Origin of the sequence: Sphingopyxis panaciterrulae, from assembly GCF_014199295.1 — a bacterium.
GTDB classification, from domain to species: Bacteria; Pseudomonadota; Alphaproteobacteria; order Sphingomonadales; family Sphingomonadaceae; genus Sphingopyxis; species Sphingopyxis panaciterrulae.
This window is the reverse complement of record NZ_JACIJH010000011.1, coordinates 96,475-118,099: the sequence shown is the minus strand read 5'-3', so window position 1 is coordinate 118,099 and position 21,625 is coordinate 96,475. Positions and strand designations below refer to the sequence as shown.

The window sequence follows — 21,625 nt, the reverse complement described above, 5'->3', positions numbered from 1 at the left end:
TGTCACCCGCGCGCCTCTACGATCCTTTGCAACAGGCCGCGATTCCGCGTTGCCGCAAGTGAAGGAGACCGAATCATGGCTCGGACCACAAAAAAATCCTGGACGAAGGCCGCGGTCGGCGCGGCCACCGCCGGCGCTATGCTGATCGGCAGCACCCCCGCGATGGCGCGCGATCGCTATGACGACGACGGCATCGGCGCGGGCGAGATCATCGCGGGCGCGGTCGTGCTCGGCGGCCTCGCCGCCATCCTGGCGTCGACGGGCGACCGCGACGATTATCGGTATCGCGACCGCTATCGCGACCCGCGTTACGGCTATGGCTATGATTATGGCCGCTATGGCAACGGCCGCAGCGCGGTGAACCGGTGCGTCGCCGCTGCCGAACGCAGCGCGAGCCGCTACGGCCGCGCCGACGTCACCCAGGTGACGAGCATCGACCGCAAGCGCGACGGATACAAGGTCAAGGGCCGGCTTGTCGTGCGCGACGGCTATGGCGGCCGCTGGGGCCGCGGCGGCTATTACGACAAGGGCAAGTTCAGCTGCGAAATCCGTTACGGACGCATCCACGACCTGGACTTTTCGGGTCTGCGATGAGCCGCTGAATCCTCCCTATACCCCGGCCCGTCGGCGTTTCACGCCGGCGGGTCTTCGTCGTCCCGGCGCAAAATCATCACACATGCTATACGAAAATTTACCTTCCCGCGTTAAGGGTGGGGATGGGATCATAAGGACCGCCCGGCGTGAGGGAACGGGCGGCAAAAGGACGGGTCGCCCATGTCCAATTTCGAGGCTCCTACCGCCTCGCCGACCGCAAGCGAGAACCGCCAGCCGCGACAGTCGCGTCTGGTGAAGGCGTCGCTCGGCTGCGAGCGGCTGGGTCGCTTCGACGTGACAATCCGCAATGTTTCGAAAACCGGCGTCGGCGGCAAGGGACCGCATGGGCTCCACGTCGGCGAGCGCGTGACGCTCTTCATGCCTGCGCATCCGCCGATGATGGCGACCGTCCGCTGGGTCGCGGACACGCGCTTCGGCATCGAGACCGACGAACCGATCGAGACCGCGCGGCTGCGCGCCGCGCACGCCGACCAGCTCGTCACCGCCGACAGCAAGGCCGATTTCCAGATCGTGCCCGCGCCGAGGCTGTCGACCTGGCGCCCCGGCCTGGGATTGAACCCCAACCTGCCCGGCTCCTACGGCAGCCGCCGGGGCGGCGGCTGACCCATGGAAAACCGGCGCGGATCGCTCCGCGCCGGTCCCCCTTAGAAAGAGAAGTGCGCGCGGCGTCAGGCGACGCGGCGCACCTCGTTTCCTTCCTCGTCGATATCGCGCAGCACATAGCCGCGACCCCAGACCGTCTCGATATAATTGTCGCCGCCGCAGGCCAGCGCCAGCTTCTTGCGCAGTTTGCAGATGAAGACGTCGATGATCTTCAGCTCGGGCTCGTCCATCCCGCCGTAAAGGTGGTTGAGGAACATTTCCTTGGTCAGCGTCGTGCCCTTGCGCAGGCTCAGCAGCTCGAGCATCTGATATTCCTTGCCGGTCAGATGCACGCGCACGCCGTCGACCTCGACCGTCTTGGTATCGAGATTGACCGCAAGCTTGCCGGTCTTGATGACGCTCTGGCTGTGGCCCTTCGAACGGCGGACGACCGCATGGATGCGGGCGACCAGTTCGTCGCGGTGGAACGGCTTGGTGACATAATCGTCGGCGCCGAAGCCGAACGAACGCACCTTCGAATCCATTTCCGAAATGCCCGACAGGATCAGCACCGGCGTCTGCACCTTTGCGGTGCGCAGCTTTTTCAGCACATCGTAACCATGCATGTCGGGCAGGTTCAGGTCGAGCAGGATGATGTCGTAATCATAGAGCTTGCCCAGATCGAGGCCTTCCTCGCCCAGATCGGTCGTATAGACGTTGAAGCCCTCGGTGGTGAGCATCGTGTCGATCGCCTTCGCGGTCGTCGGCTCGTCCTCGATCAGCAGTACGCGCATTGGGCACCCCTTGATTGTTCCCACGATGGTCCCGCGACCCGTCCGCATGACCTCCGCTGGATGTCGCCGAACGGCCCCTGTTGCAGGACTGTCGGAACATTAACCATGAAAGCAATGAAGGGAAAAGGTTAATTTTGATTTAACCCGCGGGAATCCCCGAGTCGCGTCCCATGCAGCTCACCTTCAGCACCTGCGCCAGATGGTCCGAAAGCGCGCGCACCCGTGCCGGGCGGAGCCGCGAGGGCGGCGAAAGCAGGTGGAAGAAGGCCTGTGGCAGCGACCAGTCGATCAGGATGCGGACGAGCGCGCCCGAGGCCAGTTCCGCCTCGGCGATGAAGTCGGGCAGCACTGCGATGCCGCCGCCCGCGGCGAGCATCGGGATCACCACATCGCCATTGTTGGTGAACAGCGGGCCGGCAGGAACGATCGTCGCCTCCTCGCCTTCGCGATGGAAGCGTAGCGGCATGGCGCGCTCGCGATGGCCATAGCCGACGAGCCGGTGGCCCGCGAGATCGAGCGGATGGCGGGGCGTGCCGTGCCGCTCCAGATAGGCGGGGCTGGCGATGACCGACGAAGCGACCGGCGCGATGGTGCGCGCGAGCAGGCTGCTGTCGTCGAGGCTGGCGATACGGAGCGCAAGGTCGAAACCTTCCGCGATCAGATCGTGCCGCGCGTCGCTGAGCGTCAGCTCGATCTCGACCGCCGGATGCCGGTCCATGAACGCCGCGAGCGGGACGCCGAGCACCTTGATCCCGAAGCTCATCGGCGCCGCGAGCCGGATCGGGCCGGCAAGGTCGAGCCGGTCGCCGCGCGCTGCCTCGGTCGCCGCGGTGGCGGCGGCGACCATTGCACGCGCCTCGCCGAGCAGACCTTCCCCCGCGGTCGACACGGTGACGACGCGCGAACTGCGATGGAGCAAGGTGATGCCGAGCGACGCCTCGAGCCGCGTCACCGCCTTTGAAACGCTTGCCTTTGAAATTCCAAGCGACCGGGCGGCGGCGGTGAAGCTGCCGCCGTCGGCGACGGCCACGAAACAAGCCCAGCCTTCATAATCGGGAAGCGCCATGAAACCTCGTAAATGGAAACGATAGGTTTCGATCTATGCTATTTCAGAAACAATCTCCATCGCTATCTTGGCTGCAACCAAAGGCCGCAGCCCGATGTTCGGCGCCGCGGCGATGAAAGGAAAAGGCCATGATCGACATCCGCAAATTCGACAGCCTGGGCCACGCCGACCATGGTTGGCTCGACGCCCGCCACCATTTCTCCTTCGCCAACTATCACGACCCCGATCGCATGGGCTGGGGCGCGCTGCGCGTCTGGAACGACGACGTCATCGCGGCGCAGTCCGGCTTTCCGCCGCATCCGCACCGCGACATGGAAATCATCACCTATGTCCGCACCGGCGCGATCAGCCATCGCGACTCGATGGGCAACAGCGGCCGCACCGCGGCGGGCGACGTCCAGGTGATGAGCGCGGGCACCGGCGTGACGCACAGCGAGTTCAACCTCGAGGACGAGGAGACGACGCTGTTCCAGATCTGGATTCTGCCCGATCGCGCCGGCGGCAACCCCGGCTGGGGCCAGCGCGAATTTCCGAAGGCCGACCGGTCGGGCCGATTCGTGACGCTGGCCAGCGGCATCGCGGGCGATGAAGCGCTGCCGATCCGCGCCGACGCCCGGGTCGCGGCAGGGACGGTGCAGGCCGGCGACCGCGTCGCCTATGACCTGGACGCCGGACGGCACGCCTATCTGGTCGCCGCCAGGGGCCGCATCCGCGTCAACGGCGAAGACGCCGACCCGCGCGACGGCATCGCGATCCGCGACGTCGACCGCATCGAGGTCGAAGCACTCGACGACGCCGAACTGGTGCTGGTCGACAGCCTCTGACCCCCTCCCTCCCCCGCCAGGGGGAGGGGCATCCCCGGGCCGCCGCCTTCCCCCTCCCTTGCGGCGGCGGCCCACCCCGTTTTCGACGACGAAAGGACGATGATAATGACGAAAGTGCTGGTTCTCTATTATTCGAGCTATGGCCATATCGAGCAGATGGCCGATGCGGTGGCCGAAGGCGCGCGCGCCGCGGGCGCCGAGGTCGACATCCGCCGCGTCGCCGAAACCGCGCCCGAGACGGTGGTCCGGGCCGCCGGCTTCAAGACTGATACAGCGCATCCGCTGCTGAGCGACCCCAATGAAATGGCCGCTTACGACGCCATCGTCGTCGGCACCCCGACGCGCTTCGGCCGCATGGCGAGCCAGATGGCGAGCTTCTGGGACACCGCGGGCGGCGTCTGGGCACAAGGCAAGCTGACCGGCAAGGTCGGCGCGGCCTTCACTTCCTCCGCCACCCAGCACGGCGGGCAGGAAACGACGCTGTTCAGCATCCTGACCAACCTGCTTCATTTCGGCCTGACGATCGTCGGCCTCGATTATGGCTATGCCGGCCAGATGGGCGTCGACGAAGTGAAGGGCGGCGCGCCCTATGGCGCGACGACGATCGCGAACGGCGACGGCTCGCGCCAGCCGAGCGAAGCCGATCTGGGCGGCGCGCGTTATCTGGGCGAACGCGTCGCGCGGACCGCGGCGAAGCTGACGGCCTGATCCGATGCGCCGTCTTCCGAGCTTGTTCCTTTCGCATGGCTCGCCGATGATGGCGCTCGAACCCAGTCCGGCGCGGAATTTCTTCGCCGGGCTGGGCACCCGCCTGCCGCGCCCGCGCGCCATCCTGGTCGTGTCGGCGCATCACGACGCCGCGCATGGAGGCGGCCGCGCGACGGTTACCGCGTCGCCCCATCCTCCGACGATCCATGATTTCGGTGGCTTCCCCGACGAACTCTTCGCGATGCGCTATCCCGCACCGGGCGATCCGGCGCTGGCACAGCGCGTCGTCGACCTGCTCGCGCAGCACGGACTTTCCGTCATCGCCGATCCGGAACGCGGGCTCGATCATGGCGCCTGGGTGCCACTGTCGCTGATCTATCCCGAGGCCGATATTCCGGTCGTCCAGCTTTCGATTGCCTCGGGCGCCTCGCCCGAATGGCATCATGCGCTCGGACAAGCGCTCGCGCCGCTGCGCGACGACGGCGTGCTGATCGTCGGGTCGGGCAGCATCACCCATAATCTGCGCGCCTATTTCACGACCCGCCCGGCGATCGACGCCCCCGCGCCCGCGTGGGTGAGCGACTTCACCGACTGGATCGCCGATCGCATGGCCGCGGGCGCGGTCGACGATATTCTTCACGCCATCGAGCGCGCGCCGCACGGGCGCGACAATCACCCGACGCCCGACCATATCCTGCCGCTGTTCGTCGCGATGGGCGCGGGCGGCGATCCGCTCCGCGCCGCGCGGCTGCACGCCAGCAGCACCTATGCCGTGCTCGCAATGGACGTTTACGCTTTCGGCGAGGAAGCGGGCCGCCTATAGCGCGGCGATGCTTCTGTCCGACCGTGTCCTGTTCCTCGATGGCGAGGCCCTCGTCATCGACAAGCCCGATGGCCTGCCGGTCGATCCGCCGCGCGACGGCAGCCTGAGCCTCGAGAATCATCTCGACAGCCTGCGTTTCGGTTTCAAGCGCTGGCCGCTTCCCGTGCATCGGCTCGACCGTGACACCTCGGGCTGTCTGCTGCTCGCGCGCAATCCGAAGGCGCACGGCCGCTTCACCCGGGCGTTCGAGGGGCGCGAGATCGAGAAGCGCTATCTCGCGATCCTCGACGGCATTCCCGATGGCGACGCGGGCACGATCGACCTGCCGCTCGCCAAGGTGTCGACCGCCGAGACCGGCTGGCGCATGATCGGCGACCCGAAAGGCAAGCCGTCGGTGTCGCACTGGGAAAAGCTCGCGGTGATCGGAAGCCGCAGCCTGCTGCGTTTCCGGCCCGAGACCGGCCGCACGCATCAGCTCCGCGTCCACGCGCTCGAGGGACTTGGCTTTCCGATCGCCGGCGATCCGGTTTACGGCCGCGGTGGCGCGAAGGATCGTACCCTGCTCCACGCCGAACGGCTGGTCGTGGCGCGTGACGTCAAGCCGCCGGTCGTCGCCGAGGCGCCCTTCCCCGACCGCTTCGCCGCGCTGGGGTTCGCGGCGCCGGAGGGTGCGGAGCCGACCCGTGGCTGAGATTCCCGAAAGCGCGATTTCGGAACGCTTCCTCGCCGGCTCGGGGCCGGGCGGCCAGAATGTCAACAAGGTCGCCACCGCCTGTCAGCTTCGCGTCGATGCCTTCGCGCTCGGCCTGCCGCCCGACGCCTGGCGGCGGCTGAAGGCGCTCGCCGGCAGCCGCATGACCGCCGACGGCGAACTGGTCATCCTCGCGCGCCGTTTCCGCACCCAGGAAGCGAACCGCGCCGACGCGCGGGCGCGCCTGTCGGACCTGATCGACGAGGCGCTGAAGCGTCCCGAGCGGCGGATCAAGACCAGGCCGAGCAAGGCGGCCAAGGCGCGCCGCGTCGAGGGCAAGAAGGCGCGCAGCGCGATCAAGGCGACGCGCGGCCGCGTCCGCCCGACGGACTGACGCCTTGAACCTCTATCGCCTCGACGCGCCAGCCGCCGCCGTCGCGGCGGCGCTGGGGGCGGAGGCCGGCGACGACCCGTGGCGGGGCGATTATGTCGCACCGGGGCGTCCGGCGCCCGTGATCGTCGGCGACGGGCGCGGCGGAACGCGGCGTTATCTGCGCCCGAAGCTGTGGGGCGTGCCGCCGCCGCCGCGCGGCACGCAGCCCATCACCACCGTCCGCAACCTCGCCAGCCCCTTTTGGATCGGCACGCTGCGCCATGCCGAACTGCGCTGCCTGGTTCCCGCAACCAGCTTCGCGCTCTGGTCGGGGGCGGCGGGGGCAAGGCGGCAATATTGGGCATCGCTGCCCGGCCAGCCGATCTTCGCCTTCGTCGGAATTCACCGTCAGGGTGAGGAGTGGCCGAGCTTCGCGCTGCTCACGACCGAGCCGAACGGGCTGCTCGAACGCCATGGGGCCGCGACGATGCCGGTCATCCTGCATCCCGAGGACCAGGATCGCTGGCTGACTGCCGAGTGGCGCGACGCCGCCCGGCTGGTGGCCGCCTATCCCGGCCATCTGATGGAATTGGGGCCAACGCCGCCTTAACCCCCTCCTTTCACCATCGGCTTTGACATTGCGGTAACCATCGGCGGGTAGACCGGTCGGCAGGACAGCGGGTTCAGATCGAGGAATGACGAGTCGTGCCGGGTAGCAACGCCTTCACCATCCCCTCCGCGGGCGCCAACGCCCGCCGGGCGCAGCGCGCGTCGGTCGATGGCCGCGCGCGCTTTCGCGAGGCGGGGCAGAATCCGTTCGACGCCGAGTTGTTCGACCTGTCGTCGAGCGGCTTTCGAATGTTCACCTTTTCGCGGCAAGCGGTCGGCAAGCGCATCTGGGTCAGCCTGCCCGGCCTGCAGCCCCGCGAGGCGATCGTGCGGCGCGCCGAGGGCGACAATTACGGCTGCGAATTCGTCGAGCCGCTGCATCCTTCGGTCGCGAGCCACTTGCAGGCGACGCTGGGCCGATAATCAGCCCTCGGGCTGTTCCGACCTCTTCAGGATATGCTTCCACTCGTCGGGGGTGACGCGCCCGACCGACAGGCGCGACAGCCGGACGAGGTCCATGTCGGCAAGCTTGGGGTCGGCCTTGATCGCCTTGAGCGTGACCGGATGCGCGAGCGCGCGCCCCGGCTCGACCCGCACCACGACCCAGGGCGAACCCTCTTCCGCGGTCGGATCGGGGAAGGCGGCTTCGGTGATCTTCATGATCCCGACGCATTCCTTGCCGATATTGCTGTGATAGAAAAGCGCCTCGTCGCCGACCTGCATCGCCTGCATGTTGAGCTTTGCGCTGTGATTGCGCACGCCGTCCCAGATGCCGCTGCCGTCCTGGACCAGATTGTCCCAGCCATAAACGTCGGGTTCGGATTTCATCAGCCAATATTGCTTTGCCATGGCCCGCACCTAGCCGAGCCGCAGCGAAGGGGAAACCGCCTTTTTCCCCTTTTACCGGCGCGCCGCAGCGCCTAGATCGCGAGTCATGATGCGCCCCGTGCGGGCGCCGCCCCTTTTCAGAATGGATTCTGATCGCATGACCGCCGCCGTTCCCGTCATTTCCATGTCCCTGCCAGCCGACCGGTTCGCGCAGGATTTCGGCGCCTCCTTCGAGCGCTTCGGCTTCGCGATGATCACGGATCATGGCATCGACCCGGCGCTGATCGAGCGCGCCTGGGACAAGGCGAAGCAATTCTTTGCGCTGCCCGAGGCGGCGAAGCGCGCCTATCACATCCCTGGCGGCGGCGGCGCGCGCGGCTATACGCCGTTCGGGACCGAGATCGCCAAGGGCGCGAAGGAGGTCGATCTCAAGGAATTCTGGCACGTCGGCCGCAACCTGCCCGCAGGCCACAGGCTCGCCGCGCAGCAGCCGAACAATGTCTGGCCCGACGAGGTCGAGAGCTTTCGCGCCACCTTCGAGACCTTGTTCGCCGCGTTCGACCGCGTCGGCGGCCGGCTGCTGTCGGGCATCGCCCGCTATCTGGGCCTGGCCTCCGATTTCTTCGACGACACGGTCGCGGACGGCAACAGCGTGATGCGCCTGCTCCACTATCCGCCGGTCGCGGCGCCCGCCAAGGGCATCCGTGCCGAGGCGCATGAGGACATCAACACCATCACCCTGCTGCTCGGCGCCGAGGAGGCGGGGCTGGAGATCCTCGACAAGGACGGAAGCTGGCTGCCGGTGTCGCCGCCGCCGGGCGCGATGGCGGTCAATGTCGGCGACATGCTGCAGCGGCTGACCAACGGCCGCCTGCCCTCCACCACCCACCGCGTCCGCAACCCCGATGCGGGCCGCGCGGGCGTCGCGCGCTATTCGATGCCCTTTTTCCTGCATTTCCGGTCGGATTATGTGATTCGGACGCTGGAAAGCTGCATCGATGCCGCGCATCCGGACCTTTATCCCGAGCCGATCACCGCCGACGAATATCTGCAGGAGCGGCTGCGCGAGATCGGGTTGAAGGCGTAGTGGGCAGAAAGCGGGACCCCGGATCAAGTCCGGGGTGACGAGGAAGGCGATGGCGGCTCTTGGTCGCCTCCGGCATCCCATCGTCCCTCCCAATAATCGAATACCGCCTGCTGCTGCTCGCGGATGAAGCGCGCCGCCGCCGCGCCCTCCCATGGGCCGTCGTAACCGAGCAGCAGCGCGGTGCCGCCGACCCACCAGCCTTGTCCCGGCAGGCGGTCGCTTTCGCGCACGACCAGCACCGCGAGGTCGGGTTCGCCGTCGAGCGCGCACAGGCGGTCGACCTCGGCCAGCGTCCGGCACACCGCGCGCATCTTGGGCCGGGTGAAGCGGAAGCCGAGGTCGCCGAGCAGTTCCGAATAGCTGACGCTGCGTCCCTCGCGCGCCGCGTCGGTCAGGATCGCGCGGATACGCGGCGCGTCGCCGAGCGCGCTGGCATCGGCGGCGGTCGCCTCGCCGCCCAGCCCCCGATCTAACGCGCCTTTGGCGGCCATGGCAGGAATCCGGAGGTGCGCGCGGCATAGTCGGCATAGCCGGGCCGCGTCCGACGCAGCCCCTGTTCGAGCGCCGGCACGCCCGACCAGCGCGTCAGGGTGAAGGTCAGGAAGACGGGGCCGATCAGGCTGGCGGCGGCAACCCACAGGCCGGCATCGGCGGCAAGCAGCCAGAGACCCCACCAGACGAGCGCGTCGCCGAAATAATTGGGATGGCGCGTATAGCGCCACAAGCCGGTGTCGAGCACCCGCCCCCGGCTGGCGGGATGGCGACGGAAGGCGTGAAGCTGGGCGTCAGCGACGCTTTCGATGACGATGCCGGCGACCGCGATGAGCACGCCGGCGCGGGCCAGCCAGCCCATTTCGGCCGACAGGCTCGTCGCACTCGCAAAGACGCCGATCTGCGCCGGCAGACAGGTCAGGAAGAGCAAGGGCGTCTGGGTCAGGAAGACCGACAGCAGCGCCGCCTTCCCCCAACTCCAGCCGCGACCCTCGATGGTCGCCTCCAATATCCGGCGATAGCGCGGGTCCTCCCCCTGCGCGCGCCAGCGCAGGAAAAGGTGGGCGGCAAGCCGCAACCCCCAGAGGGTGACGAGCGCGAGAATGAGCTGGGTCCGTTGTCCGCCGAATCCCGCCTGCAGCGCGCTGCCCCACGCGAGCAGCACCATGCCGAGGGGCCAGAAGGCGTCGACGAAGGACACGTCGCGGATCGCGCGCGCACCGGCCCACAGGCCGAGGATCGCGACGATCAGCCCGATGAAATTGACGATGAGCACCTGCCCGATGCCCGTCATGGCGTCGCTCCTTCCCTGTCGAGGCTTCCTGTGCGGGAAAGCCCCAAGGCGCGCAACCGGGCGACGAGAGCGCCCGCGAAAAAGGCCGGAATTCCGCGCAACTATATTCGCAAATCGGACGAAACGCCATGCTGGCGCGACAAGCCGCCGCCGCAGCGCGCCGGCGCGCGGCCGGCCGACCGCGCAAAGCACGCGCGGAGAGGATCGCGGTAAAAATGGGCGAAACCCCGCGCAACTGCACACGCAAATCGCATGTCAGCAGGGAAAGGAGCGGACACCATCGGGCCCGCATATCGCGCCGAGATATTGTAGAACAGCGGTTTGTCGGAGCGGAGGGCAGTCGATGTCTTTGCCCTCCCCTCCCGCTTGCGGGAGGGATCGGGGGTGGGCAGCGACGTCGCCATGGCCCACCCCGCTGCGGCTAGCCAGCAAGCTGCCAAGCCTCGCTACCCCTCCTGCAAGCGGGAGGGGAGACGGAGGCGGCGGCGACAGGTGCAACGCCCCCTTTGCCATGCGGCGCGCGCCTTGCTATCGGCGGCGGGTAATGGCGAACACCCCCGACGATCTTTCCTCATCCGCCCCGGCCGACAGCACAGATACCCCGTTCGACAGCGCGCTGTCCGAACGCTATCTCGTCTATGCGCTATCGACGATCACCGCGCGCTCGCTGCCCGATCTGCGCGACGGGTTGAAGCCGGTCCACCGCCGCCTCCTATGGGCCATGCGCGCGATGCGGCTCGATCCCAATCAGGGCTACAAGAAATCGGCACGCGTCGTCGGCGACGTGATCGGCAAGTTCCACCCGCACGGCGATACCGCCGTATACGACGCGATGGTCCGCCTCGCGCAGGATTTCTCGCTGCGTTACCCCCTCGTCGACGGTCAGGGCAATTTCGGCAACATCGACGGCGATAACGCCGCTGCCTATCGCTATACCGAGGCGCGGCTGACGCGGGTCGCGGTCGACCTGATGCAGGGGCTGGACGAGGGCACGGTCGATTTTCGTCCCACCTATAATGGCGAGGATGAAGAGCCGGAGATCATGCCGGGGCTGTTCCCCAACCTGCTCGCCAATGGCGCGAGCGGGATCGCGGTCGGCATGGCGACCAACATCCCGCCGCACAATGCCGCCGAGGTGATCGATGCCGCGCTGCTGCTGATCGACAACCCCAGGGCCGAACTCGCGCAACTGCTCGAGCATGTGAAGGGTCCCGATTTCCCGACCGGCGGGATCATCGTCGACAGCGCGGAGACGATCGCCCACGCTTATGAGACCGGACGCGGCGGCTTTCGCGTCCGCGCGCGCTTTTCGACCGGCAAGGATAGGGACGGCGGCTGGGAAGACAGCGGGATCGAAAAACTGGCCGGCGGCACCTGGCGGCTTGTCATCAGCGAAATCCCCTATGGGGTCGCCAAGGGCAAGCTGATCGAGGCGATCGCGCAGTTGATCGCCGACAAGAAATTGCCGATCCTGGAGGATGTGCGCGACGAGAGCGCCGAGGACATCCGCATCGTGCTGGTTCCCAAGAGCCGCAACGTCGACCCCGACATCTTGAAGGAAAGCCTGTTCCGGCTGACCGAGCTGGAAAGCCGCTTCGCGCTCAACCTGAACGTCCTCGACGCGACGCGGACGCCGAAAGTGATGGGGCTGCACCAGCTCCTCACCGAATGGCTGCAACACCAGATCGTCGTGCTCGTCCGCCGCGCCGAGCACCGGATCGGCAAGATCGACGACCGGCTGGAGCTGGTCGGCGGCTATCTGATCGCCTTCCTGAACCTGGACCGGATCATCGAGATCATCCGCACCGAAGACGAGCCCAAGGCGGTGATGATCGCCGAGTTCGCGCTGACCGACCGGCAGGCCGAGGCGATCCTGAACATGCGCCTCAGGAGCTTGCGCAAGCTGGAGGAGATGGAGCTGAAGCGCGAGCAGGCCGACCTCATCGCCGAGCGCGCCGAGCTGGCGAAGCTGGTCGAGAGCCCGGCGCGCCAGCGCACCCGGCTGAAGCGCGACCTGACCGCGCTGCGCGCCGTCTATGGCCCCGACACCGCGCTTGGCGCGCGGCGGACGACGCTGGCCGAAGCCGCCCCGGCGCGCGACATTCCCCTGGACGCGATGATCGAGAAGGAGCCGGTGACGGTCATCCTGTCGAAGCGCGGCTGGATCCGCGCCCAGCGCGGCCATGTCGCGGCGGACCAATGGGGCGAGTTCAAGTTCAAGGAAGGCGACGAGCTGGCCTTCGCGGCGCACGCGCAGACCACCGACAAGCTGCTGGTCGCGGCAAGCGACGGACGTTTCTTCACCGTCGGCGCCGACAAGCTGCCGGGCGGGCGCGGTTTCGGCGAGCCGCTGCGGCTGATGGTCGACATCGACCCCGAGGCGCGGATCGTCGCGTTGATCCCGGCGCAGGCCGAGGGACGGCTGTTGCTCGCCTCGACCAGCGGGCATGGCTTCGTCGCGCAGATGGGCGAGGTGGTCGCCGAGACGCGCAAGGGCCGGGGCGTCGTCAATCTGAAGCCCAAGGCCGGGCTCGCCGTGGTGCGGCCGATCGCGCCGGGCGACGACAGCGTCGCGGCGGTCGGCGAGAATCGCAAGCTGGTCGTCTTTCCGCTTGCCGAGGTGCCGGTGATGGCGCGCGGACAGGGGGTGATGCTGCAGCGCTATCGCGACGGCGGCCTGTCCGACGCGATCAGCTTCGTCCTCGCCGAGGGGCTGAGCTGGACGATGGGCGGCGATAGCGGCCGCACGCGGACCGAAACCGATCTGGCGCCGTGGCGGGTCGCGCGCGGCGCCGCGGGCCGGATGCCGCCCACCGGTTTCCCCCGCAGCAACCGGTTCGGCTGATCCTATTTTTCTTGTAGCCGTAAATAGCTTTTTTACCCCCGATCCCCTAGCCATGGATCAATGGGGAAAGGTCGCACAAAACCCTTAGTTATGCCTATCGATCGAACCGGCGAAGACCGGCCCTCGCTGTTCGTCGGCTGGATCGACGCTCTTCCGGTGCCGGCGGCGCTGATCCGGCCGCTGGCGCGCGGCAATTTCAGCCTCCATGCCAGCAACGGCGCCTTCGACCGGCTGGAATTGACACCGGGCGGCGCGCGGTCGCCGATCGAGATGCGGCGCGCGATCGAGCGGGCGGCACAGCGGCAGGGCGAGGCGCAGGAATTTTCATGCCGGCTGGGCGAAGGACCGGCGGCCCGCGACCTGCGCGGTTCGATCGGCCCCCTGACGGACGAGAATGGCGACACCTCGCTATTCCTGCTGACCCTGATCGATCGCACGCAGGAGATGATGATCGAGCGCAACCTGCGCCGCGAACTGGTGTCGGACAGCCTGACCGGCCTGCCCAACCGCGCCGGGTTCGAGGAGCTGGTCGAGATGAGCGTCGAGGGCGAGGAGCCCGCCGAACATGCGATATTGCTGCTCGACCTCGCGCGGTTCAGCCGGATCAACGAGCATATCGGGCCGCTGGCCGGCGACGAGCTGATCATCACCGTCGCGCGGCGGCTGAAATCGAGCCTGCGCGGCGGCGACATATTGGCGCGCAGCGGCGGCGACGAGTTCGCCATCTATTCGCGCATCGCCGGCGGCAAGGCCGACGTCCGCGAAATGGCGCGGCGCATCCGCGGCTGTTTCGACCACCCCTTTCGCATCGGCGACCTGAAGGTCAGCGTCGACTGCGCGCTGGGCTGCGCGATCCAGGGACCGGGCGAGAGCGATATCGCCGACCAGATTCGCCACGCGCAGATCGCGCTCAAGCGCGCGAAGCAGACCGACCGCATCGAAATCTACGAGCCCGAGGCAGCGATCGTGTCCGACAACCGCTTCGGGCTGGAGACCGCGCTGCGGAGCGCGATCGAGGAGGATCGGCTGCGCCTCGCCTTTCAGCCGCTGGTCGAGCTGGCGACCGGCAAGGTCGCGGGCTTCGAGGCGCTGGCGCGCTGGGACAATGGCGAAGGCCAGCCGGTGCCGCCGACCGAGTTCATCCCCGTCGCCGAGGATTCGGGGCTGATCGTCCCGCTCGGCCAATGGGCGATCGGCAAGGCGGCGCAGGTGCTCGCCGAATGGGACGCGCTCAACGGCGGCGCGCCGGTCGACTGCTATTTCTCGGTCAATGTCTCGGCGATCCAGTTGGTGCGCGACGATGTCGCGGCGGTGGTACGCGACGCGCTGGCCGCGAACCGCATCGGCGGCGAGCGGCTGATGATCGAGCTGACCGAAAGCGCGATCATCGGCGACCCCGACCTCGCGCTGTCGGTGCTGAGCGAACTGAAGGCGCTCGATGCACGCATCGCGATGGACGATTTCGGCACCGGCTATTCGAACCTCGCCTATCTGCAGCGGCTGCCGATCGACGTGCTCAAGATCGACCGCAGCTTCGTCGACCATATGGTCGAGGATCGCGACAAGGCGGCGATCGTCCGCACGATCCAGAGCCTGGCCGAGGTGCTGGGGATGCGGACCACGGCCGAGGGCGTCGAGACCGCCGACCAAGCGCGGCTGCTGTCGGCGCTCGGCTGCGATTTCGGGCAGGGATTCCTGTTGGCGCGGCCGATGGAGGGCCCCGCGGCCTTCGATTACTGGCGCCGGTCGCTCGACGAGCCGATCTTCTGATCGAGCAGGTCGCGCACGCGCGCCGCATCGGGAAAATCCTCCGCCACCCACGCCGCCTCGACCGCGCGCAACAGCCGCGCGACTTCCGGCCCCGCCGCAATGCCGCGCGCGACGACATCGCCGCCCTTGAGCGGCAGGGCGGGCACCGTCCAGCCGACGAGGCTGCGCAGCGCCGCGGCCGGATCGACGCCGGCGAGCAGATGGATATCGCGCGCCGCGTCGACCCCCACGGCATGGGCAAGCTGGCGCGCCGGCCGCGCGGTGTCGCCGCGGTGCGCGGCGAGCGCGGCGAGATGCCCGCGCTGCCGCTTCGACAGGCGCAGCCGGCTCGCCACCTGGTCGGCAATCGCGGCGTCGGCGGGCAGCAGGGCCGCCAGCCGGCGCAGCGGCGCGGGCGCGGCGTCCGTCACTGCCTCGGCATCGCGCAGCCGGTCGAGCGCCGCGGCGAAAGCGGGGTCGAGTTCGGGCACGATCTCCGCGAAGATGCCGTCGGCCGCCATCTGGCCGACGATCGCGCGCGGGTCGGGCAGCGCCAAGATCTTGAGCAGTTCGTCGGCGATGCGCTCGCGCGACAGGCTCTTGAGCGAATGGCGCGCCGCGACCGCCGCGGCGTGGCTGACGGGGTCGAGGCTGCCGTGCCCGAAGCGCGCCGCGAAGCGGTAGAAGCGCAGGATGCGCAGATGGTCCTCCGCGATCCGCGTCGCCGCGTCGCCGATGAAGCGCACGCATCCCGCCTCCAGATCGGCGAGGCCGCCGAACCAGTCGTCGACCGCTCCCGTCGCGGGATCGGCGTAGAGCGCGTTGATCGTGAAGTCGCGCCGCGCGGCATCGTCGCGCCAGTCGTCGGCGAAGGCGATCGTCGCGCGGCGCCCGTCGGTCGCGACGTCGCGGCGCAGCGTCGTGATCTCGTGCCGGTCGCCGCTCGCGATGGCAGTGACGGTGCCGTGGGCGATGCCGGTCGGCACGACCTTGACGTCGGCCGCTTCGAGCCGCCGGGTCACCTCGTCGGGGCGCAGCGGGGTCGCGAGATCGACGTCGGTGACGGGGGTTCCGAGCAGGGTGTCGCGCACCGCGCCGCCGACGATCTTCGCCGCGTCGGCGCCGAGCGCCGCGACGATCCGCCGCAGCCCCGGCCGCGTCCGCCACTCGGCATCGGGCAGCCGGGTCATCGGTGCCAGTCCGCCGGCATACGGCGCGCAAGGTTGATGATGATATCCGCCGTCACGCCCCAGATCCGCCGTCCCTGCCAGTGCATGTCATAATAGCGGCGCAGCCGGCCCTGCCAATGCGCCTGTTGCGGCGTGTAATTGTCGGGGTTGAAGAGATGGTCGAGCGGCACCTCGAACCATTCCTCGACCTCGTCGGGATTGGGATCGAGCGGCAGGTCGGGCGGGATGACGCCGAGCACCGGGGTGATGTGATAGCCGCTGCCCGAGCGATAGGGATCGGTGGTGCCGGCGATGGTCACGTCGCGGCGGTGCAGCCCGATCTCCTCCTCCGCCTCGCGCAGCGCGGCGTCGACGACGTCGCGGTCGCCGGGGTCGACCTTGCCGCCGGGAAAGGCGACCTGCCCGGCATGGGCGCGCAGCCATTGCGGGCGCTGGGTCAGGATCACGCCGGGGTCGGGCCGGTCGGTGAAGGCGATCAGCACCGCCGCCGCGCGCAACCGGTCGGCGCGGTCCAGCAGATAGGATTCATCCTCGCCCGGATCGGGGAGCAGATTGTCGAGCGCGACGCGCAGCTTGTCCGACAGCATCAGCAATCCACCAGCGGAAAGCGGGCGCCGTCGGACCAGATGGCGGGCGGATCGCCCCCATCCGCCAGAGCCATTTCGACGATCTCGTAATAAAGCGCGCGGTCGATACGCGCGTCGAGTCCGTTGCCGATCACGCCGCGGACGTGGAGGCGCGGGTCGGGGCGGTCGGGGTCGCGGCCGAAGGAGAGCGGATGGTCCGGACCCGCCATGACAAGATCGTCGGTGTCGAGGCGGAAGACCAGCTTGCGCGCCCGCCCCTTCCCCTCGCTCTTCATCTCGACGGCACGGAAGGGCATGTCCTCGACCGCGATGGCAAGCTTTTCGGCCGGGGTGACGAGGACGTGGCTGCCGTCGGTCTCGCGGCGCAGGATGGTCGAGAAGAGCCGGATCATCGCCGGGCGATTGATGCGACCGCCCTCATGATACCAACTGCCGTCGGCGCGGATCTCCATCGCGCTGTCGCCGGTACGGGCGGGGTTCCATGTCTCGACCGGCGGGAGCTCGCGCGCCGCGAGCAGCTCGGCCGCCTCGGTCAGCGAAAGCTGCGAAAAGGGTTTGGGAAGCGACGGCGCGGGGGTGACCATGGGTCCGACATAGGGGTGCTGGCGAAGGGCGCAAGGCGGCTTTGCGAAATGGATTCGCGCGGAGGGCGCAGAGAAGAAGAAGAGATTCACGCGGAGACGCGGAGAGAGGGTCGAGCCGACAGGCTCCTCATTTTCGGGGCAATGCGTTATTTCGCGAGGCTGCAAATGGAAGACCGCTTCGCGGCAGATGCAACCTCTCCGCGTCTCCGCGCCTCCGCGCGAACAAAATCTCCGCGCCCTCTGCCTGCGTGAATATCCTTTAGCGCGGTCCGATCATGCCCGCGCCCATGGGCAGAGCGTGGCCGTTCGCCGCGCGGGCGAGGAGGCGGCGTTTCTCGAAGGGGCCGGGGAGGTCCCACGCGCCGGTCGCGTCGGCGGTGAAGCCGAAGAAGCGGCCATAATATTCGGGGTCGCCGATCATCATCAGCGCGGCGTCGGCCCGCGCCTCGGCCGCGGCGAGCATATGCGCCATCAGCGCGCGGCCGTGGCCGCCGCGCTGGACATCGGGGCGCACCGCGACCGGGCCGACCATGACGAGCGGGCTGACCGTGCCGTCCGCCGTGCGGTGCGCGACCGGCCAGCACTGGATCGTGCCGACGAGCGCTGCATCCTCGACCAGCGCGAAGCTGAGCGCCGGAATCGCCGCCGTCCCCTCGCGGATGCGATAGGCGGTTCGTGCGAAGCGGTCGGGCCCGAAGGCGGCGTCGAGCAGAGGCTCGACCGCCGATGGTTCGATATCGGACAATGGAAGGAACTCGACCAACGCGCACCCTTTCGCTAATGCGGCGGCGCTTTAGGGTCCGGGGTCGGCGTTGAAAAGCCGAATATCGTGCCCGTTCGACAGGATTTTCTTGTGACCGATCAACTGTGGCTCGAAGTGGACGGGCTGACCGTCGAGGTTCTGACCGGCATCTATTCGGCGGAGACGCATCTGCCGCAGCCGCTACGCATCTCTGTGCGCGCGCGGCTGGCGATGGCGGACCATTATGATCCGGCGACGCCGCTGAGCGGATCGAAGGATTATATGCACCTGAAATTCGCGGCGACCGAGGGGATTCCCAAGGATGTGCATTTCGTGCTGATCGAAAGCGTCGCCGAGCATATCATCGACACCCTCTTTCTGCAGGACGACCGGATCGAGGCGGTCGAGGTCAAGATCGTCAAGCTGGCGATCGCCGAGGAGGGCGAGCAGATCGGCATCACGATGCGGCGGGCCCGAAGTTGACGAAAGTGCCGCGCAGCGTGCCCCTGGCGCTGGTGACGGGCGGGCTCCACCGGGTGGGGGCGGCGGTGGCGGCGCGGCTGGCGCGCGCGGGCTATGCGCTGGCGCTGCACAAGCGGAGCGCCGCCGATCCCGACGCCTTGCTGGCCGACGCGCTTGCCGAGACGGGCGCGGAATGCCGACACTTCACCGCCGACCTGGCGAACCCCGCCGAAGTTGCCGCACTGGTGCCGGAAGTTGCCGCCCGCTTCGGCCGCGCCCCCGACCTGCTCGTCAACAATGCCGCGCTGTTCGCCGAGGGCGACTGGACCGCGCTGGAGCCGGAGGCGCTGGCCGCGATGATGCAGGTCAACCACCACGCCCCGGTCATGCTATCCAAGTCATTGGTTTCCAATGCAGAATCCGGACAGCGCCCCGCGATCGTCAACATCGTCGACCAGCGCGTCGCGCATCCGGTCCCCGACCAGGTCGCGTACAGCCTGTCGAAGGCGGCGCTGTGGCAGGCGACGGCGACGCTGGCGGTCGCGTTTGGAAACCGCGCGCGGGTCAATGCGGTGGCGCCGGGGCTGACGCTGGCGACCGAGGATTACAGCGGGGGCCAGATCGAGCGGCTCGCGGCGCGCATGCCGCTGGGCGCGCTGCCGACCCCCGACCAGGTCGCCGAGGCGGTGCTGTATCTCGCGCGCGCCGAGGCGGTGACGGGGCAGACAATCTTCGTCGACGGCGGCGCGCATCTGGCGCCGATGGAGCGCGATTTCGTGCACCTGGAGCGGGATTGACTGCCGCGAGCGGTGGCAGGAAGCGAGCGGTGAGCGACGCTGGGCATCCCCCTATTTTGTCATTCCCGCGAAAGCGGGAATCCAGTGGGAGGTCAGCCGACGCACGCTCTGGATTCCCGCTTTCGCGGGAATGACAAAGGGGGGAATGGCGCTTCCCACCCGAGACCACGCCGGGCCGCCCGCGACCGGCGCTCAGTAAATATGAACCGCCTTGGTCACCAGATAGGAGTCGAGCCCTTCGGGTCCGCTTTCGCTGCCGAAGCCCGATTCCTTGATACCGCCGAAGGGCGCGTCGTTCGCCGAGATGACAAAGCTGTTGATCCCGACCATGCCGCTTTCGATGCCGTCGGCGATGCGGTTGATGCGGCGGCCGTTCTCGGTGAAGGCGAAGGCGGCGAGACCGTAGGGAAGCCGGTTCGCCTGTTCGAGCGCCTCTTCCTCGGTCGCGAACGGCCGAATCAGCGCCATCGGGCCGAAGGGTTCGTGGTTCATCGCATCGGCGTCGAGCGGCACGTCGGCGAGCGCGGTGGGCAGGAAGAAATTGCCCTGCCCGGTCGCCTCGCCGCCCGCGACGACGCGCGCGCCCTTTGCCTTTGCATCGGCGATCATCGCTTCGAGTGCAGGCGCGCGGCGAGCGTTGGCGAGCGGCCCCATCTGCGTGTCGGGATCGAGCCCGCTGCCGATCTTCACCTTCGCCGTGCGTTCGGCGAAACCTTTCACGAAGGCGTCGTAGATGCCCTGCTGGACATAGAAGCGCGTCGGCGAGACGCAGACCTGGCCCGCGTTGCGGAATTTCTGCGCGACGACGCGGTCGAGCGTCGCCTGAAGGTCGCAGTCGTCGAAGACCAGCACCGGCGCATGGCCGCCCAGTTCCATCGTGATCCGCTTCACCCCGTCGGCGGCGAGACGCATCAGATGCTTGCCGACCGCGGTCGAGCCGGTGAAGCTGACCTTGCGGATGATGGGACTGGCGAGCAGGTGGCGGCTGATCATGTCGGGGACGCCATAGACGAGCTGCGCGACGCCCGCGGGGATGCCCGCATCGTCGAGGCAGCGCATGATCGCACTGGTGCAGCCGGGCGTTTCCTCGGGCGCCTTGGCGATCGCGACACAGCCTGCGGCGAGCGCGGGGGCGATTTTCTTGACCATCAGATTGACGGGGAAGTTCCACGGGCTGAAGCCCGCGACGGGGCCGACCGGCTGCTTCAGGACCATCGCGCGCTGCCCCGTGGGACGCGGGAGCACGCGGCCGGTGACACGCTTTCCTTCCTCGGCGAAATAGGCGAGCAGCCCCGCCGCCGAGGCAACCTCGCCGCGCGCCTGCGCGATCGGCTTGCCCTGTTCGAGCGTCAGCAGCGTCGCGATCGGCTCGATCCGTGCACGGATGATGTCCGCCGCCTTGTGCATCAGCGCCGCGCGTTCGTCGGGGGTCCTGGCCCGCCACAGCGGCCACGCCTTGTCCGCCGCGGCGAGCGCCTCGTCGAGGTCGGCGGCGGTCGCGACGGGCAGCTCGGCGATCGGCGCGCCGGTCGCGGGATTATAGACCGGCGCGACATCGCGCCCCTCGCCGCTCCGCCAGGCACCCGCGATGAAGAGTTGCAGGTCGGCGGTGTAGTCGGCGGTCGCGGTCATTGGGTTTCCTTTCAATCTCGTCATTGCGAGCGGAGCGAAGCAATCCAGAGTGGTTTACGCAGGCTCTGGATTGCTTCGCTTCGCTCGCAATGACGGGTGCGATATAGGATCGGCTCAGGCGTAGTTAAAGCTGATGCTGATCCGTTCGCCCTTGCCGGCATGGACCATGACCTCGTGCCGCAGCCAGCTTTCCCAGAGGAAAACGCGGCCCGGCGCGGGGTCAGCGTAGATGAAGGGGTGCAGATGTTCGGGCGCGTCGTCGGTGCGGCCCGGCGCCGCCATCAGCATCGGCAGCCGCGGGTCCTCGAGCTTGAGCGCGCCCGAGCCGGGCGGGACGGTGACGTAGAAGGTTCCCGAAACGACGCTGTGCGGATGGATATGCCCGCTGTGCGTGCCGCCGGGCTTGAGCAGGTTGACCCACAGGTTGTCGAGTTTGAGCGGTTTGGCGAGGTCGAAATGGCAGGCTTTGGCGAACGCCTTCACCTGTCGGTCGAGCAGGCGCTTCAGGTCCGCGAAGGCCGGGTCGCGCCGCGGCAGGTCGTCGAGGCTCGCATAGCTGGTGTAGCCGCGATAGCCGTGCGCACGGCTCCAGCCGCGGCCCGCCCCGTCCTCTTCCGCGAGCAGGTGGCAGCTTTGCTCGAGGTCGTCGAGCAGGTCGGGGTCGCCGATGTCGGCTTCGTAAAAATGGGTGGCGAAGAGCGTGCGAACGGGCATGATGGGCGGGAAAGCACAGCGCACGAACAAGAGCAAGG

General features: G+C 68.2%; 25 protein-coding genes. 14 read left to right on the top strand and 11 right to left on the bottom strand.

Annotation, left to right across the window (positions count from 1 at the left end; genetic code table 11):
- Window positions 1–75 precede the first annotated feature (75 nt).
- Both FHR21_RS15505 and FHR21_RS15500 read left to right on the top strand, forming a co-directional pair.
- Window positions 76–594 carry a hypothetical protein gene (locus FHR21_RS15505; protein WP_184099953.1) on the top strand — a complete coding sequence of 173 codons (519 nt, stop codon included), beginning with the start codon at window positions 76–78 and terminating at the stop codon, window positions 592–594.
- Window positions 595–774: 180 nt separating this feature from the next.
- Window positions 775–1,218: a PilZ domain-containing protein gene (locus FHR21_RS15500; RefSeq protein WP_184099951.1), complete on the top strand. Its 444-nt coding sequence runs from the start codon at window positions 775–777 to the stop codon at window positions 1,216–1,218.
- A 65-nt stretch (window positions 1,219–1,283) separates the two neighbouring features.
- On the opposite strand, the gene ctrA is transcribed toward FHR21_RS15500, so the two are convergent.
- Both ctrA and FHR21_RS15490 read right to left on the bottom strand, forming a co-directional pair.
- On the bottom strand, window positions 1,284–1,991 hold the full coding sequence (gene ctrA, locus FHR21_RS15495; RefSeq protein WP_184099949.1) for a response regulator transcription factor CtrA: 708 nt from the start codon (window positions 1,989–1,991) through the stop codon (window positions 1,284–1,286).
- Window positions 1,992–2,130: 139 nt separating this feature from the next.
- Window positions 2,131–3,057 carry a LysR family transcriptional regulator gene (locus tag FHR21_RS15490; protein WP_184099947.1) on the bottom strand — a complete coding sequence of 309 codons (927 nt, stop codon included), beginning with the start codon at window positions 3,055–3,057 and terminating at the stop codon, window positions 2,131–2,133.
- A 128-nt stretch (window positions 3,058–3,185) separates the two neighbouring features.
- Between FHR21_RS15490 and FHR21_RS15485 the strand changes: the two genes are divergently transcribed.
- The 7 genes from FHR21_RS15485 (at window position 3,186) to FHR21_RS15455 (ending at window position 7,508) form a co-directional block, all read left to right on the top strand.
- Window positions 3,186–3,881 carry a pirin family protein gene (locus FHR21_RS15485; RefSeq protein WP_184099945.1) on the top strand — a complete coding sequence of 232 codons (696 nt, stop codon included), beginning with the start codon at window positions 3,186–3,188 and terminating at the stop codon, window positions 3,879–3,881.
- 105 nt (window positions 3,882–3,986) lie between these two features.
- Window positions 3,987–4,589 carry an NAD(P)H:quinone oxidoreductase gene (gene wrbA / locus FHR21_RS15480; protein WP_184099943.1) on the top strand — a complete coding sequence of 201 codons (603 nt, stop codon included), beginning with the start codon at window positions 3,987–3,989 and terminating at the stop codon, window positions 4,587–4,589.
- Window positions 4,590–4,593: 4 nt separating this feature from the next.
- Entirely contained in the window at window positions 4,594–5,412 is an 819-nt protein-coding gene (locus FHR21_RS15475; RefSeq protein ID WP_184099941.1) for a DODA-type extradiol aromatic ring-opening family dioxygenase, read from the top strand.
- A gap of 7 nt (window positions 5,413–5,419) precedes the next feature.
- Window positions 5,420–6,103, top strand: coding sequence for an RluA family pseudouridine synthase (locus FHR21_RS15470; protein WP_184099939.1), 684 nt, complete (start codon window positions 5,420–5,422; stop codon window positions 6,101–6,103).
- Window positions 6,096–6,497, top strand: a complete 402-nt coding sequence (gene arfB / locus FHR21_RS15465) for an alternative ribosome rescue aminoacyl-tRNA hydrolase ArfB (RefSeq protein ID WP_184099937.1) — start codon at window positions 6,096–6,098, stop codon at window positions 6,495–6,497. Before FHR21_RS15470 ends, arfB begins: the two co-directional genes overlap by 8 nt.
- Window positions 6,498–6,501: 4 nt before the next feature.
- Entirely contained in the window at window positions 6,502–7,086 is a 585-nt protein-coding gene (locus tag FHR21_RS15460) for an SOS response-associated peptidase family protein (protein WP_184099935.1), read from the top strand.
- Between the two features lie 95 nt (window positions 7,087–7,181).
- A complete protein-coding gene (locus FHR21_RS15455) occupies window positions 7,182–7,508 on the top strand; it encodes a PilZ domain-containing protein (RefSeq protein WP_184099932.1) in 327 nt (108 codons plus the stop codon).
- Here the strand turns inward: FHR21_RS15455 and FHR21_RS15450 are convergent, their stop codons facing one another.
- A complete protein-coding gene (locus FHR21_RS15450; protein WP_184099930.1) occupies window positions 7,509–7,934 on the bottom strand; it encodes an EVE domain-containing protein in 426 nt (141 codons plus the stop codon).
- A 136-nt stretch (window positions 7,935–8,070) separates the two neighbouring features.
- Between FHR21_RS15450 and FHR21_RS15445 the strand changes: the two genes are divergently transcribed.
- Window positions 8,071–9,000: an isopenicillin N synthase family dioxygenase gene (locus FHR21_RS15445; RefSeq protein ID WP_184099928.1), complete on the top strand. Its 930-nt coding sequence runs from the start codon at window positions 8,071–8,073 to the stop codon at window positions 8,998–9,000.
- A 23-nt stretch (window positions 9,001–9,023) separates the two neighbouring features.
- On the opposite strand, the gene FHR21_RS15440 is transcribed toward FHR21_RS15445, so the two are convergent.
- The gene (locus tag FHR21_RS15440; RefSeq protein ID WP_184099927.1) at window positions 9,024–9,491 is read right to left on the bottom strand and encodes a ribose-phosphate pyrophosphokinase; all 468 of its coding nucleotides are present in this window, start codon (window positions 9,489–9,491) and stop codon (window positions 9,024–9,026) included.
- Window positions 9,470–10,285, bottom strand: a complete 816-nt coding sequence (locus FHR21_RS15435; protein WP_184099925.1) for a DUF1295 domain-containing protein — start codon at window positions 10,283–10,285, stop codon at window positions 9,470–9,472. Before FHR21_RS15435 ends, FHR21_RS15440 begins: the two co-directional genes overlap by 22 nt.
- A gap of 544 nt (window positions 10,286–10,829) precedes the next feature.
- On the opposite strand from FHR21_RS15435, the gene parC reads away from it, so the two are divergent.
- Complete coding sequence (gene parC, locus FHR21_RS15430; RefSeq protein WP_184099923.1) at window positions 10,830–13,130, top strand: DNA topoisomerase IV subunit A; 2,301 nt, start codon at window positions 10,830–10,832, stop codon at window positions 13,128–13,130.
- Window positions 13,131–13,220: 90 nt separating this feature from the next.
- Window positions 13,221–14,900, top strand: a complete 1,680-nt coding sequence (locus FHR21_RS15425) for a putative bifunctional diguanylate cyclase/phosphodiesterase (protein ID WP_246427265.1) — start codon at window positions 13,221–13,223, stop codon at window positions 14,898–14,900.
- Here the strand turns inward: FHR21_RS15425 and FHR21_RS15420 are convergent.
- The 4 genes from FHR21_RS15420 to FHR21_RS15405 all read right to left on the bottom strand — a co-directional run bounded on the left by FHR21_RS15420 (window position 14,864) and on the right by FHR21_RS15405 (window position 18,003).
- Complete coding sequence (locus FHR21_RS15420) at window positions 14,864–16,069, bottom strand: CCA tRNA nucleotidyltransferase (protein WP_184099919.1); 1,206 nt, start codon at window positions 16,067–16,069, stop codon at window positions 14,864–14,866. The genes FHR21_RS15425 and FHR21_RS15420 overlap by 37 nt on opposite strands.
- Entirely contained in the window at window positions 16,066–16,656 is a 591-nt protein-coding gene (locus FHR21_RS15415; protein ID WP_184099917.1) for a CoA pyrophosphatase, read from the bottom strand. The genes FHR21_RS15420 and FHR21_RS15415 overlap by 4 nt, the downstream gene beginning before the upstream one ends.
- A complete protein-coding gene (locus FHR21_RS15410) occupies window positions 16,656–17,240 on the bottom strand; it encodes a DUF1285 domain-containing protein (RefSeq protein WP_184099915.1) in 585 nt (194 codons plus the stop codon). Before FHR21_RS15410 ends, FHR21_RS15415 begins: the two co-directional genes overlap by 1 nt.
- A gap of 259 nt (window positions 17,241–17,499) precedes the next feature.
- Window positions 17,500–18,003: a GNAT family N-acetyltransferase gene (locus FHR21_RS15405; protein WP_184099913.1), complete on the bottom strand. Its 504-nt coding sequence runs from the start codon at window positions 18,001–18,003 to the stop codon at window positions 17,500–17,502.
- A 90-nt stretch (window positions 18,004–18,093) separates the two neighbouring features.
- Between FHR21_RS15405 and FHR21_RS15400 the strand changes: the two genes are divergently transcribed.
- Both FHR21_RS15400 and FHR21_RS15395 read left to right on the top strand, forming a co-directional pair.
- Window positions 18,094–18,465, top strand: a complete 372-nt coding sequence (locus FHR21_RS15400) for a dihydroneopterin aldolase (protein WP_184099911.1) — start codon at window positions 18,094–18,096, stop codon at window positions 18,463–18,465.
- 5 nt (window positions 18,466–18,470) lie between these two features.
- Entirely contained in the window at window positions 18,471–19,241 is a 771-nt protein-coding gene (locus FHR21_RS15395; protein ID WP_184099995.1) for an SDR family oxidoreductase, read from the top strand.
- Between the two features lie 192 nt (window positions 19,242–19,433).
- Here FHR21_RS15395 and FHR21_RS15390 read toward each other — a convergent pair whose 3' ends face one another.
- Window positions 19,434–20,873, bottom strand: a complete 1,440-nt coding sequence (locus FHR21_RS15390) for an NAD-dependent succinate-semialdehyde dehydrogenase (protein ID WP_184099909.1) — start codon at window positions 20,871–20,873, stop codon at window positions 19,434–19,436.
- A gap of 114 nt (window positions 20,874–20,987) precedes the next feature.
- Window positions 20,988–21,587, bottom strand: coding sequence for a TIGR02466 family protein (locus FHR21_RS15385; RefSeq protein WP_184099907.1), 600 nt, complete (start codon window positions 21,585–21,587; stop codon window positions 20,988–20,990).
- Window positions 21,588–21,625: the final 38 nt, after the last annotated feature.

Bases quoted from the DNA above. Each gene is read 5' to 3' on its own strand.
- FHR21_RS15410 (WP_184099915.1), bottom strand. From the start codon at position 17,240: ATGGTCACCCCCGCGCCGTCGCTTCCCAAACCCTTTTCGCAGCTTTCG.
- FHR21_RS15445 (WP_184099928.1), top strand. From the start codon at position 8,071: ATGACCGCCGCCGTTCCCGTCATTTCCATGTCCCTGCCAGCCGACCGG.
- FHR21_RS15485 (WP_184099945.1), top strand. From the start codon at position 3,186: ATGATCGACATCCGCAAATTCGACAGCCTGGGCCACGCCGACCATGGT.
- FHR21_RS15490 (WP_184099947.1), bottom strand. From the start codon at position 3,057: ATGGCGCTTCCCGATTATGAAGGCTGGGCTTGTTTCGTGGCCGTCGCC.
- FHR21_RS15420 (WP_184099919.1), bottom strand. From the start codon at position 16,069: ATGACCCGGCTGCCCGATGCCGAGTGGCGGACGCGGCCGGGGCTGCGG.
- FHR21_RS15440 (WP_184099927.1), bottom strand. From the start codon at position 9,491: ATGGCCGCCAAAGGCGCGTTAGATCGGGGGCTGGGCGGCGAGGCGACC.
- parC (WP_184099923.1), top strand. From the start codon at position 10,830: ATGGCGAACACCCCCGACGATCTTTCCTCATCCGCCCCGGCCGACAGC.
- FHR21_RS15505 (WP_184099953.1), top strand. From the start codon at position 76: ATGGCTCGGACCACAAAAAAATCCTGGACGAAGGCCGCGGTCGGCGCG.
- FHR21_RS15500 (WP_184099951.1), top strand. From the start codon at position 775: ATGTCCAATTTCGAGGCTCCTACCGCCTCGCCGACCGCAAGCGAGAAC.
- wrbA (WP_184099943.1), top strand. From the start codon at position 3,987: ATGACGAAAGTGCTGGTTCTCTATTATTCGAGCTATGGCCATATCGAG.
- FHR21_RS15390 (WP_184099909.1), bottom strand. From the start codon at position 20,873: ATGACCGCGACCGCCGACTACACCGCCGACCTGCAACTCTTCATCGCG.
- FHR21_RS15435 (WP_184099925.1), bottom strand. From the start codon at position 10,285: ATGACGGGCATCGGGCAGGTGCTCATCGTCAATTTCATCGGGCTGATC.
- FHR21_RS15470 (WP_184099939.1), top strand. From the start codon at position 5,420: ATGCTTCTGTCCGACCGTGTCCTGTTCCTCGATGGCGAGGCCCTCGTC.
- FHR21_RS15475 (WP_184099941.1), top strand. From the start codon at position 4,594: ATGCGCCGTCTTCCGAGCTTGTTCCTTTCGCATGGCTCGCCGATGATG.
- FHR21_RS15385 (WP_184099907.1), bottom strand. From the start codon at position 21,587: ATGCCCGTTCGCACGCTCTTCGCCACCCATTTTTACGAAGCCGACATC.
- FHR21_RS15425 (WP_246427265.1), top strand. From the start codon at position 13,221: ATGCCTATCGATCGAACCGGCGAAGACCGGCCCTCGCTGTTCGTCGGC.
- ctrA (WP_184099949.1), bottom strand. From the start codon at position 1,991: ATGCGCGTACTGCTGATCGAGGACGAGCCGACGACCGCGAAGGCGATC.
- FHR21_RS15450 (WP_184099930.1), bottom strand. From the start codon at position 7,934: ATGGCAAAGCAATATTGGCTGATGAAATCCGAACCCGACGTTTATGGC.
- FHR21_RS15415 (WP_184099917.1), bottom strand. From the start codon at position 16,656: ATGCTGTCGGACAAGCTGCGCGTCGCGCTCGACAATCTGCTCCCCGAT.